This window comes from Agromyces italicus DSM 16388, from assembly GCF_000421545.1.
Classification (GTDB): domain Bacteria; phylum Actinomycetota; class Actinomycetes; order Actinomycetales; family Microbacteriaceae; genus Agromyces; species Agromyces italicus.
Genome location: NZ_ATXF01000004.1, coordinates 148,094 through 162,350, shown reverse-complemented (window position 1 = coordinate 162,350; position 14,257 = coordinate 148,094). Strand labels below are relative to the sequence as shown.

Annotated in this window: 13 protein-coding genes and 1 riboswitch; of the genes, 2 read left to right on the top strand and 11 right to left on the bottom strand. The window is 70.7% G+C overall.

Features of this window, described 5'->3' with window-relative positions; all coding sequences use genetic code 11:
* Window positions 1-28: 28 nt before the first annotated feature.
* The 11 genes from H516_RS0101115 to ligA all read right to left on the bottom strand — a co-directional run bounded on the left by H516_RS0101115 (window position 29) and on the right by ligA (window position 12,097).
* Window positions 29-649 (bottom strand): nucleoside/nucleotide kinase family protein, encoded by a 621-nt coding sequence (locus H516_RS0101115; protein ID WP_245561685.1) that lies wholly within the window; start codon window positions 647-649, stop codon window positions 29-31.
* On the bottom strand, window positions 646-1,443 hold the full coding sequence (locus H516_RS0101110) for an energy-coupling factor transporter transmembrane component T family protein (protein ID WP_022887890.1): 798 nt from the start codon (window positions 1,441-1,443) through the stop codon (window positions 646-648). Before H516_RS0101110 ends, H516_RS0101115 begins: the two co-directional genes overlap by 4 nt.
* The gene (locus tag H516_RS0101105; protein ID WP_022887889.1) at window positions 1,440-2,963 is read right to left on the bottom strand and encodes an ABC transporter ATP-binding protein; all 1,524 of its coding nucleotides are present in this window, start codon (window positions 2,961-2,963) and stop codon (window positions 1,440-1,442) included. Before H516_RS0101105 ends, H516_RS0101110 begins: the two co-directional genes overlap by 4 nt.
* 2 nt (window positions 2,964-2,965) lie before the next feature.
* Window positions 2,966-3,601: an ECF transporter S component gene (locus H516_RS0101100; protein WP_022887888.1), complete on the bottom strand. Its 636-nt coding sequence runs from the start codon at window positions 3,599-3,601 to the stop codon at window positions 2,966-2,968.
* Window positions 3,602-3,639: 38 nt separating this feature from the next.
* Window positions 3,640-3,749: riboswitch (TPP riboswitch) on the bottom strand.
* Between the two features lie 36 nt (window positions 3,750-3,785).
* Window positions 3,786-4,121 carry a hypothetical protein gene (locus H516_RS0101095; protein WP_022887887.1) on the bottom strand — a complete coding sequence of 112 codons (336 nt, stop codon included), beginning with the start codon at window positions 4,119-4,121 and terminating at the stop codon, window positions 3,786-3,788.
* A 9-nt stretch (window positions 4,122-4,130) separates the two neighbouring features.
* Window positions 4,131-5,480: a DNA polymerase IV gene (locus H516_RS17605; protein WP_022887886.1), complete on the bottom strand. Its 1,350-nt coding sequence runs from the start codon at window positions 5,478-5,480 to the stop codon at window positions 4,131-4,133.
* Window positions 5,481-5,573: 93 nt separating this feature from the next.
* The gene (locus H516_RS0101085) at window positions 5,574-6,197 is read right to left on the bottom strand and encodes a hypothetical protein (RefSeq protein WP_022887885.1); all 624 of its coding nucleotides are present in this window, start codon (window positions 6,195-6,197) and stop codon (window positions 5,574-5,576) included.
* 118 nt (window positions 6,198-6,315) lie between these two features.
* A complete protein-coding gene (gene gatB / locus H516_RS0101080) occupies window positions 6,316-7,836 on the bottom strand; it encodes an Asp-tRNA(Asn)/Glu-tRNA(Gln) amidotransferase subunit GatB (RefSeq protein WP_022887884.1) in 1,521 nt (506 codons plus the stop codon).
* Window positions 7,836-9,371, bottom strand: a complete 1,536-nt coding sequence (gene gatA / locus H516_RS0101075; protein WP_022887883.1) for an Asp-tRNA(Asn)/Glu-tRNA(Gln) amidotransferase subunit GatA — start codon at window positions 9,369-9,371, stop codon at window positions 7,836-7,838. The genes gatB and gatA overlap by 1 nt, the downstream gene beginning before the upstream one ends.
* Window positions 9,368-9,667 (bottom strand): Asp-tRNA(Asn)/Glu-tRNA(Gln) amidotransferase subunit GatC, encoded by a 300-nt coding sequence (gene gatC, locus H516_RS0101070; protein WP_022887882.1) that lies wholly within the window; start codon window positions 9,665-9,667, stop codon window positions 9,368-9,370. The genes gatA and gatC overlap by 4 nt, the downstream gene beginning before the upstream one ends.
* Window positions 9,668-9,748: 81 nt before the next feature.
* Window positions 9,749-12,097: an NAD-dependent DNA ligase LigA gene (gene ligA / locus H516_RS0101065; protein WP_022887881.1), complete on the bottom strand. Its 2,349-nt coding sequence runs from the start codon at window positions 12,095-12,097 to the stop codon at window positions 9,749-9,751.
* A 62-nt stretch (window positions 12,098-12,159) separates the two neighbouring features.
* On the opposite strand from ligA, the gene H516_RS0101060 reads away from it, so the two are divergent.
* Window positions 12,160-13,530, top strand: coding sequence for a TrkH family potassium uptake protein (locus H516_RS0101060; RefSeq protein WP_033196700.1), 1,371 nt, complete (start codon window positions 12,160-12,162; stop codon window positions 13,528-13,530).
* Window positions 13,523-14,221 carry a potassium channel family protein gene (locus H516_RS0101055; RefSeq protein ID WP_022887879.1) on the top strand — a complete coding sequence of 233 codons (699 nt, stop codon included), beginning with the start codon at window positions 13,523-13,525 and terminating at the stop codon, window positions 14,219-14,221. The genes H516_RS0101060 and H516_RS0101055 overlap by 8 nt, the downstream gene beginning before the upstream one ends.
* Window positions 14,222-14,257 lie beyond the last annotated feature (36 nt).

Sequence of the window (14,257 nt, the reverse complement as noted above, 5' to 3'; positions counted from 1 at the left end):
TCTGCACCCGAAGCCGCCGGCGAAACGCTCAGTCGACCGCGGGGAGCGTCACCACGAGGTCGGCTGATCGAAGCGGTCGCACCCGGCGCACGTAGCGCCGCCACTCGGTCTCCCAGAGCTCCCAGTAGGGGTCGAATCGCCCCGCATCACGGGCGAGCGCCCGCAGCCTGCGGGTGTCGTCGGCGGCCTGCAACCAGACGCGCACCGCACCCGGACGCCGGGTGACCGCCTCGAACGCACCGCACCCCTCGAGGATGAGCGGGCCGCCGGGTGGCAGCACCACCGCACCGGCCCGGCGTCCCTCGGACCAGTCCCAGCGGCGCCAGCCGCCGGGCACCCCGCGAGCGTGCGGCGCGAGCAGCGTGCGATCGAGCGACCCCGCGGCCGCTGCGAGCCCGTGCCACCCCGGGTAGACCTCGTCCAGCCGCACGAGCCGCGCGCGGCCGCCGGGCCAGTCTGCGGCGAGCTCGTCGGCGAAGGTGCTCTTGCCCGATCCGCTCGGCCCGTCGATCGCGACGATCGGGCCGCTGCGGCGGCCGGCTCCCGCGCCCGCGTCGGCCGCGACCGAACGCGGTACCGCGACCGAGCGCCGTACCGCTGCCCTCACGAGCTGCAGCGCCGCAGTGCGGCGATGCGTCACGTCGCTCACGACCACACCGCGTGGAAGGTTCCGGCCCAGACCGCCGACGCGATCGAGACCGCGGCGATCGTCACGGCGAGCACGACGAGCACGAGGTCCGGCCATCCGACCCGAGATTCGCGAGCCCAGGTTCGCGGCACCTCACTGCCGAATCCGCGCGCCTCCATGGCCGTCGCGAGTTTCGACCCGCGACGGATCGCGAGCACGAGCAGGGCGAAGGCCATCGTCGCGAACCGCCGCACGGTCCCGTGGTCGCCGATCCCGCGCGCCCGGCGGCTGAGCGACATCGCCTGCCAGTCCTCGATGAAGAGTCCGACCAGTCTGGCGCCGGCGAGCGCACCGAGCACGAATCGGCTCGGCAGGTGCCACACCTGCGCCAGCCCGTCGGCGAGTTCGGTCGGGTCGACGTGCATGAACAGCAGCACCGCGGGCAGGCCGATCGCGAGCACCCGCACGGTGACCGCGACGGCGAGTTCGATCGAACCATCGGTGATTCGGGCGAGCCAGAAGGTCCAGTACTCCTCGCCGGAGGGCTGACCGTAGAGCAGCATGCTCACGCCGGCGACGGGTGCTGCGATGAGGATCGGCCAGGCGCGGCGCAGCAGCGTCGGCAGTGTGACGCCCGCGAGCGCGAACAGCACGAGCTGGATCACGAGCGCGGTCGCGGCGCTGACCCAGTCGACGGTGAGGAGCAGCGGCGTCGTGAGCAGCATCGCCGCGGCGAGCCGGCTCACGGGATTCACCCGATCGATGAAACGGAGACGCGCCGCCGCCTGTGGCACCGAGTACGTTTCTGCGCTCATGCGAACTCCCTCGCCGTCGACGCCGCGAGGACGATGCGTTCGTCGCCGAGCCGTGCGATGAATGCGGCGTCATGCGTCACGGAGACGAGCGCGAGCCCGTCGTCGACGAGTTCGCGGAGGAGCGCGGTGAGTTCGATCCAGGTCGATCGGTCCTGGCCGAAGGTGGGCTCGTCGAGGATGAGCACCGATGGCCGGGTGGCGAGCACCGCGGCGACCGAGAGACGGCGCTTCTCTCCGCCCGACAGCGTGAAGGGATTCGCGCGAGCGAGATGGTCGAGGCGGAGCCGTTCGAGGAGTTCATGGACACGGGCCGCGATCGCGACGTCATCAAGCCGCAGGGCACGGAGACCGACCGCGAGCTCGCCCTCGACGGTCGACGCGACGAACTGGTGCTCGGGCTCCTGGAAGACGGTACCGATACGGGTGAGCAGCTCGCGCGAGCGCCAGGCGATCGGCTCGCGCTTCAGGCCGGAAGCGAGCGCAGCGGATGCCTCGACGCGCCCCTCGAGCGGGCGGAGCAGGCCGCCCGCGGTGAGCGCGAGCGTCGACTTGCCGACGCCGTTCGGACCGGTGATGACCGTGCTCGCCCCCGCAGCGACGTCGAGCTCGAGACCGCGCTGTACGACGGCGTTCGCACGCCGGCCGATGGCGAGGCCTCGTGCGGTGAGCGCGTGCTCGATCGCACTGCGGCCCGCGGAACCGGACTCGGTCGCCGCAGTCGCCTGCCCGGTGACGTCGAAGGCGACGGCACCCGGCAGCGGCACGCCAGGCACCCACACACCGGCGTCGAGCAGTTCCCGGCGCTGCTCCACGAGGACGACGCCCGGCGTGCCGTCGGCGATCAGACGCCCGTCGCGCCCGAGCACCACGACCCGCTCGACGAGGTCGACCCAGACGTCGACCCGGTGCTCGACGACGACCAGTGTCGCCCTCGTGCGCTCGAGCACGCGCCCGACGGCGTCTCGCACCTCGCGCACCCCGTCGGGATCGAGGTTGGCCGTCGGCTCGTCGAGCAGCAGGAGTCCCGGACGCATCGCGATCGCGCCGGCGAGGGCGAGCCGCTGCTTCTGTCCGCCCGAGAGCGCCGAGCTCGGGTGCTCGAGCGGCAACTCCAGTCCGACGTCGGCGAGCGCCCGACGAACTCGGGGCCAGATCTCGTCGCGCGGTACCCCGAGGTTCTCGCAGCCGAACGCGACATCGTCGCCGACCCGCGCGAGGATCACCTGCGAATCGGGGTCTTGCAGGACGAGACCGGCGCGCCCCCTGGCCGCCGATGGCGCGACCCCGTCGACCATGAGCTCGCCGTACTCCTCACCTTCGTCGTCGCCGCCGTGCACCCCGGCGAGTGCATGCAGCAACGTCGACTTGCCCGCTCCGGAAGGGCCGAGCAGCAGCACCCGCTCCCCGGGGTGGATGCGCAGATCGAGCTTCTCGACCGCGGGGCGGAGCCGTGACGCATGGCGCCACCCCCAGCCGCGCGCCTCGATGGCGGCCGGCGCCGGCGCTGACGAACGTGACATCCTCACACCCGCTGGGTGACGTCCTGGCCCGCGGCGAAGCGGCTGAGCGCCCCGGTCGCGGCGAGGGCGCGCACGAGCAACCAGCCGACGAGGCCGGCGAGCACCGCCCCCGACACGACGACGGTGCCGAAGTAGAGTGCGAGGAACTCGGCCGACTTCTGCAGGTTTCCTGAGACGAAGAGCTCGAGCGTCCAGGCGGCGGCGCCGGCTGCCGCGCCGGCGAGGATGGCCTGCGTCAGCCCGAATCGACGGTAGAGGAACAACGCGAAGACGAGTTCGGCGCCGATGCCCTGCGCGAGGCCCGAGTAGATCGTCTCGATGCCCCACTGGTTGCCGATGAGCGCCGAGACGATCGCGGCGACGAGTTCGACGAAGAGCGCCGCCCCGGGCTTGCGGATGATGAGGCCGCCGAGCACGCCGCCGATCAGCCAGATGCCGACGGCGATGCCGCCGAGGCCCGGGGTCACGGCGTCAGCCGCGACGAACCAGGCATAGCCGATGTTGTTCCAGAACAGGAACAGGAGGCCCGTCGCGACGGCGATGACGGCCGCCACGACGATGTCGACGACGCGCCAGCGGAAGGTGCGCTTCGGTGCGACCTCGCGTGCCGACGGGGTGGTGGGGGAAGTGGTGTGCACTGTCGTGCCCTTTCGGTTCGTGGAAAGAGGCACGGGATATTGAGATCGATTGCCCTCCCTGCGCTGGCATGACCCAGATCAGGTTCGACGGTCGAAGGTTGAGAACCTTCCTCTCAGCCCGGCTCACCGGACTCCCGTGTTCGAGGACGAGTATACGCCGGGGCGGCGACCGCGTCGCCCCGGCTCAGTGCTTGAGCGCTCGGATGACCCAGCGCAGCGCCTTGCCGGTCACCCAGACGAGCGGCGTGGCGACCAGGATGAGACCGATCAGATTCGGCTCGAAACGCACCTCGCCCCCGGAACGACCGACGTATGCGCCGAGGGGAATGGACAGCCCACCGCCCCCGCCGCCACCGGCCTGGTCGCCGCTCTCGTCGCTGCCGCTGCCGGCGCCGAAGCCGTAGTAACCGAGGGCCACCGGAACGACCTTGGTGCCGTCGAGGTCGATCGGTTCGCCGTATGAGGTCTTCACGCCGACGCCGGCGACGGTCTCTGCCAGTTCGAGTACGAGATCAGCCATGTCGCCACGCTACCCGCCGAACTGGGTTCGATCCACCCCTGCGCGCCCTTCGGCCTGCGCTGCCTGCGCTGCCTGCTCGGCGGCGAGCCGGGCCCGGCCCTCCGCATCCATGGGCTTGCGACGCATCGACTCGACCCGCGCCGCCGCCTCCCCGGTTCGAACGAGCGCCGCGGGCCTGACCGCCCCGCGCCCGAATCGAGCGGTGACCTCGTCGATCGCGCGTTCGGCCTCGCGCCACTCCTCGTCGGGATCCCAGAGCATGGCACCCCCGCCCGACGGGCGCAGATGCTCGGCGCGCACCCCGATCAAACGGATTCGCGCGCCGTCACCGAGCAGTTCGGGGAGCGCCGACTGCGCCTCGTCGTAGATGCGTCGTGCGACGTCGGTCGGTTCGCCGAGAGTACGCGAACGCGTGACCGTGCGGAAGTCGCCGTACCGGAGCTTCAAGACGACCGTTCGGCCGACGAGGCCGGCACGCCGCAGCCGCACGGCGACGTCGTCGGACAACCGGAGCAGCTCGCGACGGATCTGCTCGGGATCGGTGAGATCGTGCCCGAAGGTGACCTCGTGCCCGATGCTCTTCTCGGCCCGAGCCTTCTCGACATCGCGCGGGTCGATGCCGTTCGCGAGCCGCATCAGACGCGACGCGAGCGACGGGCCGATCGCCCGTTCGAGCGCGTCAGCGGGCATCGCCGCGACGTCGCCGACCGTGCGCAGGCCGAGTCGTGTCAGCGACTCCTCGGTCACCCGACCGACCCCCCACAACGCCGAGACAGGAAGAGGATGCAGGAACGACACGGTCTCGGACGCCGGGACCACGAGCATGCCGTCGGGCTTGGCCCGGCTCGAGGCGACTTTCGCGACGTATTTCGACGCGGCCACCCCGATAGAACAGGTGAGGCCCGTCTCGCGCTGCACGCGCTGACGGATCGTCCACGCGATCTCGGCGGGGCTGCCGTGCAGGCGGCGCGCACCCGAGACGTCGAGGAACGCCTCATCGATCGACAGCGGCTCGACCAGCGGTGTGATCGACTCGAAGATGCCCATGACCTCCTTCGAGTAGCGCGAGTAGCTCGCGTAGTCGCCGCGGAGCACGACCGCGTTCGGGCAGCGCTGCAGCGCGATCGACATCGGCATCGCCGAGTTCACGCCGTAGCGGCGGGCCTCGTAGCTCGCGGCCGACACGACGCCTCGCCCCGCCGTGCCGCCGACGAGCACGGGCCTGCCGCGCAGTTCGGGTCGCGAAAGCAGTTCGACCGAGACGAAGAAGGCGTCCATGTCGACGTGCAGGATCGGGGTCGCCGAATCGTCGACGGGGCCCGTCGTCACCTGCCTCGACGAGCCGTCCTGCTTGCTCATGCTCCGACCCTAACCGCGCCCACCGACACCGCTCCCGCGGCGCCGTCTGCGCGAAGCCATGGCGCCGGGGGAACGGCCGCCACGGCGACGCGGCTAGAACCCGAAGTCGCCGCCGCCGCCGAAATCGCCCCCACCGAAGTCGCCGAACCCGCCGAAGTCGCCACCGGAATCGGAACCCACGTCGGCCGAGGCTTCGCCCGCGCCCGCGTCGGTCGCGCCGTCGGCGCCCTGGTCGGCGCCGCCGGCCTCGAACGCCGAGGCGTCGGGCAGCAGCGCCTGCGCGATCGCCGAGCCGACGACGACGCCCGCGATCGAGCCGAGCAGCGAACCGCCGAACATCTGGCCGAAGGACGGGCCGGCCTGGCCGGCGCGTGCGCCGGTGGCATCCGCCCCGCGGAACGCCCGCTCCATGTTGCCGGGTGCGCGAAGCTCGGCGCGCGTGGCCGCTCGCGCGAGGGCCGACGGCTCGTCGGAGACGATCCGCTCCCCTGCGGGCGCCTCGTCGGCGAGAGAACGGTACACGGCCGCCCGCTGCTCGGGCGTCAGCTTCGCGAAGGCCTCGGCGTGCACCTGCTCGATCGACTCGGGCGGTGCGGTGCGAAGCAGGTAACGGTAGCGCTCGAGCGCGAGCTCGTCATCGCTGAGCCGCCTGACCGGCGGTGACTGCCGCGGTGCGGGCTGCTCGGGTGAGCCGAAGAGTCGATCGAAGAATCCCATGGTGTCCTCGCTGATCGTGAAGGGGAATTCGATTCTCTCGACACTCCCCCGGAAACGGCTGAGAGCCGGGCCGACCCGAAGGACGCGCCCGGCTCTCGACTCGCCGAGGGCTGAAGCGCTACTGCACCGCGGCCGCGCGCTCGAGGACGAGCTCGCGCACGCGCGCCGCATCGGCCTTGCCCTGCATCGCCTTCATGACGGCGCCGATGACCGCGCCGGCGGCCTGGACCTTGCCGTCGCGGATCTTCGCGAGCACGTCGGGCTGCGAGGCGAGCGCCTGGTCGATCGCCGCGATGAGCGCCCCGTCGTCGGAGACGACGGCGAGACCGCGGGCGTCGACGATCTCCTGCGGCGAACCCTCGCCGGCGACGACGCCCTCGAGCACCTGACGGGCGAGGCGATCGGTGAGCGTGCCTGCATCGACGAGTGCCGCGAGCTCGGCGACCTGCGCCGGCGTGGCGAGCTCGGCGACGTCGCGCTCCGAGGCGTTCGCAAGACGGGTGAGCTCACCCGTCCACCACTTGCGGGCCGAGGCCGGAGAGGCTCCGGCGGCGACGGTCTCGGCGACCTCGTTCAAGAGTCCGCTGTTCGCGACATCCTGGAACTCGAGGTCGGTGAAGCCCCACTCGCCCTTCAGCCGACGCCGACGTGCAGCCGGCGGCTCGGGCAGCGCCGCGCGCAGCTCGTCGATGAGCTCGGCCGACGGCACGACGGGCACGAGGTCGGGCTCGGGGAAGTAGCGGTAGTCGTCGGCGTCGGACTTCGGACGACCGGCGCTCGTCGCGCCCGTGTCCTCGTGCCAGTGCCGCGTCTCCTGCGTGATCGTGCCGCCGTTGGCGAGGATCGCCGCCTGCCGCTGGATCTCGTAGCGCACCGCGCGCTCGATCGAACGGAACGAGTTCACGTTCTTCGTCTCGGTGCGGGTGCCGAGCTTCTCGTGGCCGCGCGGGCGCAGCGAGACGTTCGCATCGCAGCGCAGGTTGCCGCGCTCCATGCGCGCCTCGGAGATGCCGAGCGCGAGGGCGATGTCGCGGATCGTCGCGACGTACGCCTTCGCGAGCGCCGGGGCATCCGCCTCGGCACCGAAGATCGGTCGCGTGACGATCTCGACGAGCGGCACGCCCGCACGGTTGTAGTCGACGAGCGAGTACTCGGCGCCCTGGATGCGGCCCGTCGCACCGCCGACGTGGGTCAGCTTGCCGGCGTCCTCCTCCATGTGGGCGCGCTCGATCGGGATCATGAACGTCTTGCCGCCCTCGATCTCGACCTCGAGCTCGCCGTCGAAGGCGATCGGCTCGTCGTACTGCGAAATCTGGTAGTTCTTCGCCAGATCGGGGTAGAAGTAGTTCTTGCGCGCGAAGCGGCTCGACGGGGCGATCGAGCAGCCGAGCGCGAGACCCAGCGAGATCGACTTGCGCACGGCGTCGCCGTTCACGACCGGCAGCGACCCCGGCAGGCCCAGACACACCGGCGAGACGAGCGTGTTCGGCTCGGCACCGTGGAACTCGGAGTTCGCCGGGTTCGGCGCCGACGAGAACATCTTCGTCGTGGTGTTCAGCTCGACGTGCACCTCGAGGCCGATCACCGGTTCGAAGAGCTCGAGTGCCTGGTCGAAGTCCATCAGTTCAGCGCGGGCCATCAGAGTGCGCCTTCCTCGGTCGCGGAGAGCTCGTGTGCGGTCAGGTCGGGGGCCCGACCCAGCAGCGGGCCGCCCCACTCGGCGACGAGCAACTGCTCGAGCGCGCCGCCGACGTTGTAGAGGCGGGCGTCCTCGCGCGCCGGCGCGAGGAACTGGATGCCGACGGGCAGGCCGTCTTCGGGGGCGAGACCGGTCGGCACCGAGATGCCGGGCACCCCGGCAAGGTTGGCCGGGATCGTCGCGATGTCGTTGAGGTACATCGAGACCGGATCGGCGAGCTTCTCGCCGAACTTGAACGCCGTGGTCGGCGCGGTCGGCGAGGCGAGCACGTCAACCTTCGCGAACGCGGCGTCGAAGTCGCGCTGCACGAGCGTGCGCACCTTCTGGGCGCTGCCGTAGTAGGCGTCGTAGTAGCCGGCGGAGAGCGCGTAGGTGCCGAGGATGATGCGGCGCTTCACCTCGGGGCCGAAGCCCGCCTCGCGGGTCGCGGACATGACTTGCTCGACCGTGCCGGCGCCGTCGGGCGTGACCCGCAGGCCGAACCGCACCGAGTCGAACTTCGCGAGGTTCGACGAGGCCTCGGCCGGGAGGATCAGGTAATAGGCGGCGATCGAGTACTCGAAGTGGGGGGCGCTGACCTCGACGATCTCGGCGCCGCCCCGCTCGAGAAGCTCGAGCGCCTCGTGGAAGCGCTGGCGGACGCCGGGCTGGAAGCCCGCGCCGTCGAGCTCCTTGATGACGCCGATACGGAGGCCCGAGACATCCGCCCGCCTGACGGCATCGGCCATCGACGGCCAGGCCATCGGCAGCGAGGTCGAGTCGAGCGGGTCGTGCCCGGCGATGACGTCGTGCAGCAACGCCGCGTCGAGCACCGTGCGGGTGACCGGGCCGATCTGGTCGAGGCTCGAGGCCAGGGCGATCGAACCGTAGCGGCTGACCGCGCCATAGGTCGGCTTCACGCCGACGGTGCCGGTGACGTGCGCGGGCTGGCGGATCGAGCCGCCGGTGTCGCTGCCGAGCGCGAGCGGCGCCTCGAACGCGGCGACCGACGCGGCCGAACCGCCGCCGGAGCCGCCCGGGATGCGATCGAGATCCCACGGGTTGTGGGTGGGCCCGTAGGCCGAGTGCTCCGTCGAGGAGCCCATCGCGAACTCGTCCATGTTGGTCTTGCCGAGCGGGATGAGCCCAGCCTCGCGGACCTTCGTGACCGGGGTGGCGTCGTAGGGCGGGATCCACCCCTCGAGGATGCGCGAGCCCGAGGTGGAGGGCATGCCCTTCGTGACGAGCACGTCTTTGATGGCGATCGGCACGCCGGCGAGCGGGCCGAGGGCCTCGCCCGCGGCACGGCGGCGGTCGAGGTCGGCGGCGGTCTCGAGGGCGCGCTCTCCTTCGACGTGGAGGAAGGCGTGCACCGCGCCGTCGACCGCGGCGATGCGGTCGAGGTGTGCGCGCGTCGCCTCGACCGAGGAGACGTCGCCGGCGGCGAGCTTCTCACCGAGCTCGGCGGCGGACAGGCGGATCAGCTCGTCGCTCACTGTTCTTCTCCCAGGATCGCGGTGACCACGAAGCGCGAACCGTCGGACTCGGGGGCGCCCGAGAGCGCCTCCTCGGCGGTCAGCGTGTTGCCGACGACGTCGTCGCGGTACACGTTCTGCATCGGGATCGGGTGGCTCGTCGGCGGCACGTCGGGCGTGGCCACCTCGCTCACCTTCTCGACCGCGTGCATGATCTGGGCGAGTTCGGTCGTCAAATGCCCGATCTCTTCGTCGGTGAGCGCGATACGTGCGAGGTTCGCGAGATGCGCGACCTGCTCCGCACTGATTTCGGACATGCTGCTCCGTCGTCTCGTGGTGGGAATCCAACGATTCTATCGGGGTGCACCGGAGAGCCCGCGCCCGTGGAACGCCTGCGTTCAGTCGAGTGCCGCGGGCCCCTCGCTCACCAGCACGGCGAACTGCGCCGCGTCGAGTACCCGGATGCCGAGCTCCTCGGCCTTCGCGAGCTTCGACCCCGCCCCTGGGCCGGCGGCCACGTAGTCGGTCTTCTTCGAAACGCTCGACGCCGCCTTGCCGCCCGCGGCGATGATCGCCTCCTGCGCGCCTTCGCGGGTGAACCCATCGAGGCTGCCCGTCGCGACGACCGTGAGACCGGAGAGCACCCCGCCTGCCGCGGCTGCGGCACCCGGCCCCGGATGCCCCGGGGTGGCCCATTGCACGCCCGCCGCCGTCCACAGTTCGATGATCTCGAGGTGCCAGTCGACGCCGAACCAGTCGATCAAGGAGTCGGCGATGATGCCGCCGACCCCGTCGACCTCGGCGAGCTCGTCGCGGGATGCCGCCCGGACGGCGGCGAGCGAGCCGAACCAGTCGGCGAGCGCCCGCGCCGCCACCGGACCGACATGGCGAATGTTGAGCGAGACGAGCAGGCGCCAGAGGGGCTTCGCCTTCGCCTTCTCGAGTTCGGCGAGGAGTTTCGTCGCCGCCTCGGACGGACCGACCTCGCGGAAGTCCTTCTTGACCCCCGCTGCGCGACGTTCGGCCGGCGTCAGCTGCTCGGTGCCCGGCGGGTAGGCGATGCGCACCTTCTGGAACGGAGCGCGCCGAACGGGTTCGCCGGTCGCCTCGTCGATCTTGGGCTCACCGGTCTCGGCGTCGCGGACGACGACTTCGATGGGCACGAGTTCGTCGATCGTGAGTTGGAAGAGGCGCGCCTCGGTCGCCAGCGGCGGTTCGGCCGGGAACGAGGGCTGCGTCAGCGCCGCCGCGGTGACCTCTCCGAGTGCCTCGATGTCGAGTCCGCCGCGCGAGCCGATGTGCTCGACGCGCCCGCGAACCTGCGCCGGGCACGACCGCGCGTTGGGGCAGCGCAGATCGATGTCGCCCTCTTTCATCGCCCGCAGCGGCGTACCGCACTCGGGGCAGAGCTCGGGCATGTGCCACTCGACCTCGCTGCCGTCACGCAACTGCTCGACCGCGCCGAGGATCTCGGGGATCACCTCGCCGGCTTTGCGCAGTACGACGGTGTCGCCGATGCGTACGCCCTTGGCGCGAACCACCTGCTGGTTGTGCAGCGTGGCCTGGCGGACCGTCGAGCCCGCGACCTTCACGGGCTCCATCACGGCGTACGGCGTCGCACGACCGGTGCGGCCGACCCCGACGACGATGTCCAGGAGCTTCGTGTGCACCTCTTCGGGCGGGTACTTGAAGGCGATCGCCCAACGCGGCGCGCGGCTCGTCGCCCCGAGCTCGGCGTGGAGCTCGAGTTCGTCGATCTTCACGACGATGCCGTCGATCTCGTGCTCGACGTCGTGGCGGTGTTCGCCGCGGTCGACGATGTAGTCGGCAACCTCGTCGACCGAGGAGAACACGCGCGAGTGCGGCGAGACGGGCAGCCCCCATGAGGCGAGGCGCCCGTAGATCTCGGACTGCGCGCGCACCTCGGGGTCGGCCCATGCGCCGATGCCATGCAGGTAGAGCGAGAGCCGGCCGAGCCGTTCGCGCATGAGTGCGAACTCGAACTCGCTCTTCTTCTCGCGCCGCTGGCGGAGGCTGCCGGCCGCGGTGTTGCGGGCGTTCGCGAATTCTGGGTAGCGGGTCGGCACCGCATCGGCCGGCCGGCCCTTCGCGGCCCAGTCGGCCTCGAATGCGGCCTGCAACGCATGCTGGCGATCGTTCAGCGCCTCGAAGTCGGCGGTGCGCAGGAACACCTCCCCGCGAACCTCGAAGAACGACGGGTAGCCCGCACCCTCGAGACGTCGTGGGATCACGGGGATCAGGTCGACGTTCTCGGTGATGTTCTCGCCGACCCGACCGTCGCCACGAGTCGTCGCGGTCTCGAGCACGCCGTCGCGGTAGGCGAGGCTGATCGCGAGGCCGTCGATCTTGAGCTCGGTCAGCCAGTGCACCGGTCGCCCCGCCGCGGCCTGCGCCTTCGCGGCCCACTCGCGGAACTCGTCGATCGAGAACACGTTGTCGAGGCTCAGCATGCGCTCGGCGTGCTCGTGCTCGGGGAACCCGGCCGAGACGACCGCTGCGCCGACCTGCTGCGTCGGGCTGTCTTGGCCGGCGAGCTCGGGGAACGCCCGCTCGATCGCCTCGAGCCGATGGAATGCGGTGTCGTACTCGGCGTCGGCGAGCGGTGAGTCGCCGTCGCCGTAGTAGGCGAGCCTGGCGACCTCGATGCGCGCCGTGAGCGCCTCGGCCTCGGCGCGCGCCGTCTCGAAGTCGGTCGGAAGGTCGTTCTCGACGGGAGTCTCGCTCACAGGCCAATACTACGATCGACCCCCGACGCCCGAGCGTGACCGACTACAGTGAGCCGGTGACCATACGTACCCCGGGTCGGGCCGATCGAACCGGCTCCCGCCGGAGAGCGTTCAGCCTGCATCCGGCGCAGACCGTCGTCGCCGGCTTCGCCGGAGCGGTGCTGGTCGGCACCGCGCTGCTGATGCTGCCGATCTCCAAGGTCGGCCCGGGCGGCGCCTCGTTCGTCGATGCGCTGTTCACGGCGACATCCGCCGTCTGCGTCACCGGCCTCACCGTCGTCGACACCCCGACGTACTGGACCTCGTTCGGCCAGGTCGTGATCATGCTGCTCATCCAGCTCGGCGGTCTCGGCATCATGATCTTCGCCTCGCTCATCGGCCTCGTGCTCGCGCGCAAACTGTCCGTGCGCTCCCGCATCACGACCGCCACCGAGACGAAGACGAGCGGATTCGCCGACGTCCGCGCGCTCGTACGCGGCATCGTGAAGATCACCCTCGTCATCGAGGCGGCGGTGTTCGTGCTGCTCTGGCTGCGTCTCGTGCTGGGGTACGGCTACGGCGTGGGCGAGGCCGCCTGGCACGGGGGCTTCCTCGCGGTGTCCTCATTCAACAACGCGGGCTTCGCCCTCTACACCGACAACCTCATGGGGTTCGTCGCCGACCCGTTCGTCTGCATCCCGATCTCTGCAGCCATCATCCTCGGCGGTCTCGGTTTCCCGGTCATCATGCAACTCCGCAAGGAGTTCCGGCGCCCCCTGCACTGGACGATGAACACCAAGCTGGTGCTCTGGGGAACCGCGGTACTGCTCATCGGCGGCACCGTCTACCTCACGGTGATCGAATGGGACAACCCGGGCACGCTCGGTGCACTCGACCCCGGTGCGCGAGTGCTCGCGGGCTTCTTCCAGTCGGTGCAGACCCGTACCGCGGGCTTCAACTCGATCGACATCGGCCAGATGCACGACGCGAGCTGGCTCGGCATGGACGTCCTCATGTTCATCGGCGGCGGTCCTGCCGGTACCGCGGGCGGCATCAAGGTCACGACCTTCGCCGTGCTCTTCTTCATCATGATGACCGAGCTGCGCGGCGAGACCTCGGTGAACATCTTCGGCAAGCGCCTGAGCCGCGCCGTGCACCGGCAGGCGATCACGGTGGTGCTCATCGCCGTCGGTGCGGTCGTCGTCGGCACCGCAGTGCTGCTCATGATCACCGGACTGGACCTCGACCGGGTGCTCTTCGAGGCGGTCTCGGCCTTCGGCACGGTAGGACTGTCGACCGGCATCACCGCCGACCTTCCCGACGCGGCGAAGATCGTGCTCGTCCTGCTCATGTTCCTCGGCCGCATCGGCCCGCTGACCCTCGGCAGCGCCATCGCTCTCCGCGAGCGACGGATCCTCTACGAACTCCCCAAGGAAAGGCCGGCAATTGGTTAGGTTCCCCCTCTTCGGCGGCGACACGTCGCGCCGCATCGCCGAGGCCGACTCCGTCGCCGTGATCGGCCTCGGCCGCTTCGGCAGCGCCCTCGCACTCGAACTCATGGCCGGGGGCACCGAAGTGCTCGGCATCGATCTCGAGGAGGATCTCGTCCAGGCCCTGAACGGCGAGCTCACCCAGGTCGTGCGCGCCGACTCCACGAAGGAGGAGGCGCTGCGCCAGCTCGCCGTCGACGAGTTCGACCGTGTCGTCGTCGCGATCGGCGGTGACATCTCGGCGTCGATCCTCACCTGTTCGGTGCTGCTCAGCATGAAGATCCCGGTCATCTGGGCGAAGGCCGTCGACGACCGCCACGGGCTCATCCTCGAGCAGCTCGGGGTCCATCACGTGATCTACCCCGAGAAGGACATGGGCCGGCGCGTGGCGCACCTCGTACGCGGTGCCGCCCTCGACTACATCGAGGTCGCACCGGGCTACGCGCTCGTGAAGACTGCGGCCCCGTCGGTGCTGCACGGCAAGCCGCTCGGCGACACCGGCATCAGATCGAGCCACGGCATCACCGTCGCCGCCTACCAGCACGGCGACGAGGCGTGGCGGAACGCCGACAATGCGACCGTGCTGCACGCGGGCGACACGATCCTCATCGTCGGGCCGACCGCCGACGCCGAGGCGTTCGCGCAACTCCGCTGAGCGGTGCAGCGGGGGCGTGCCGCGCGGACTCGCCCG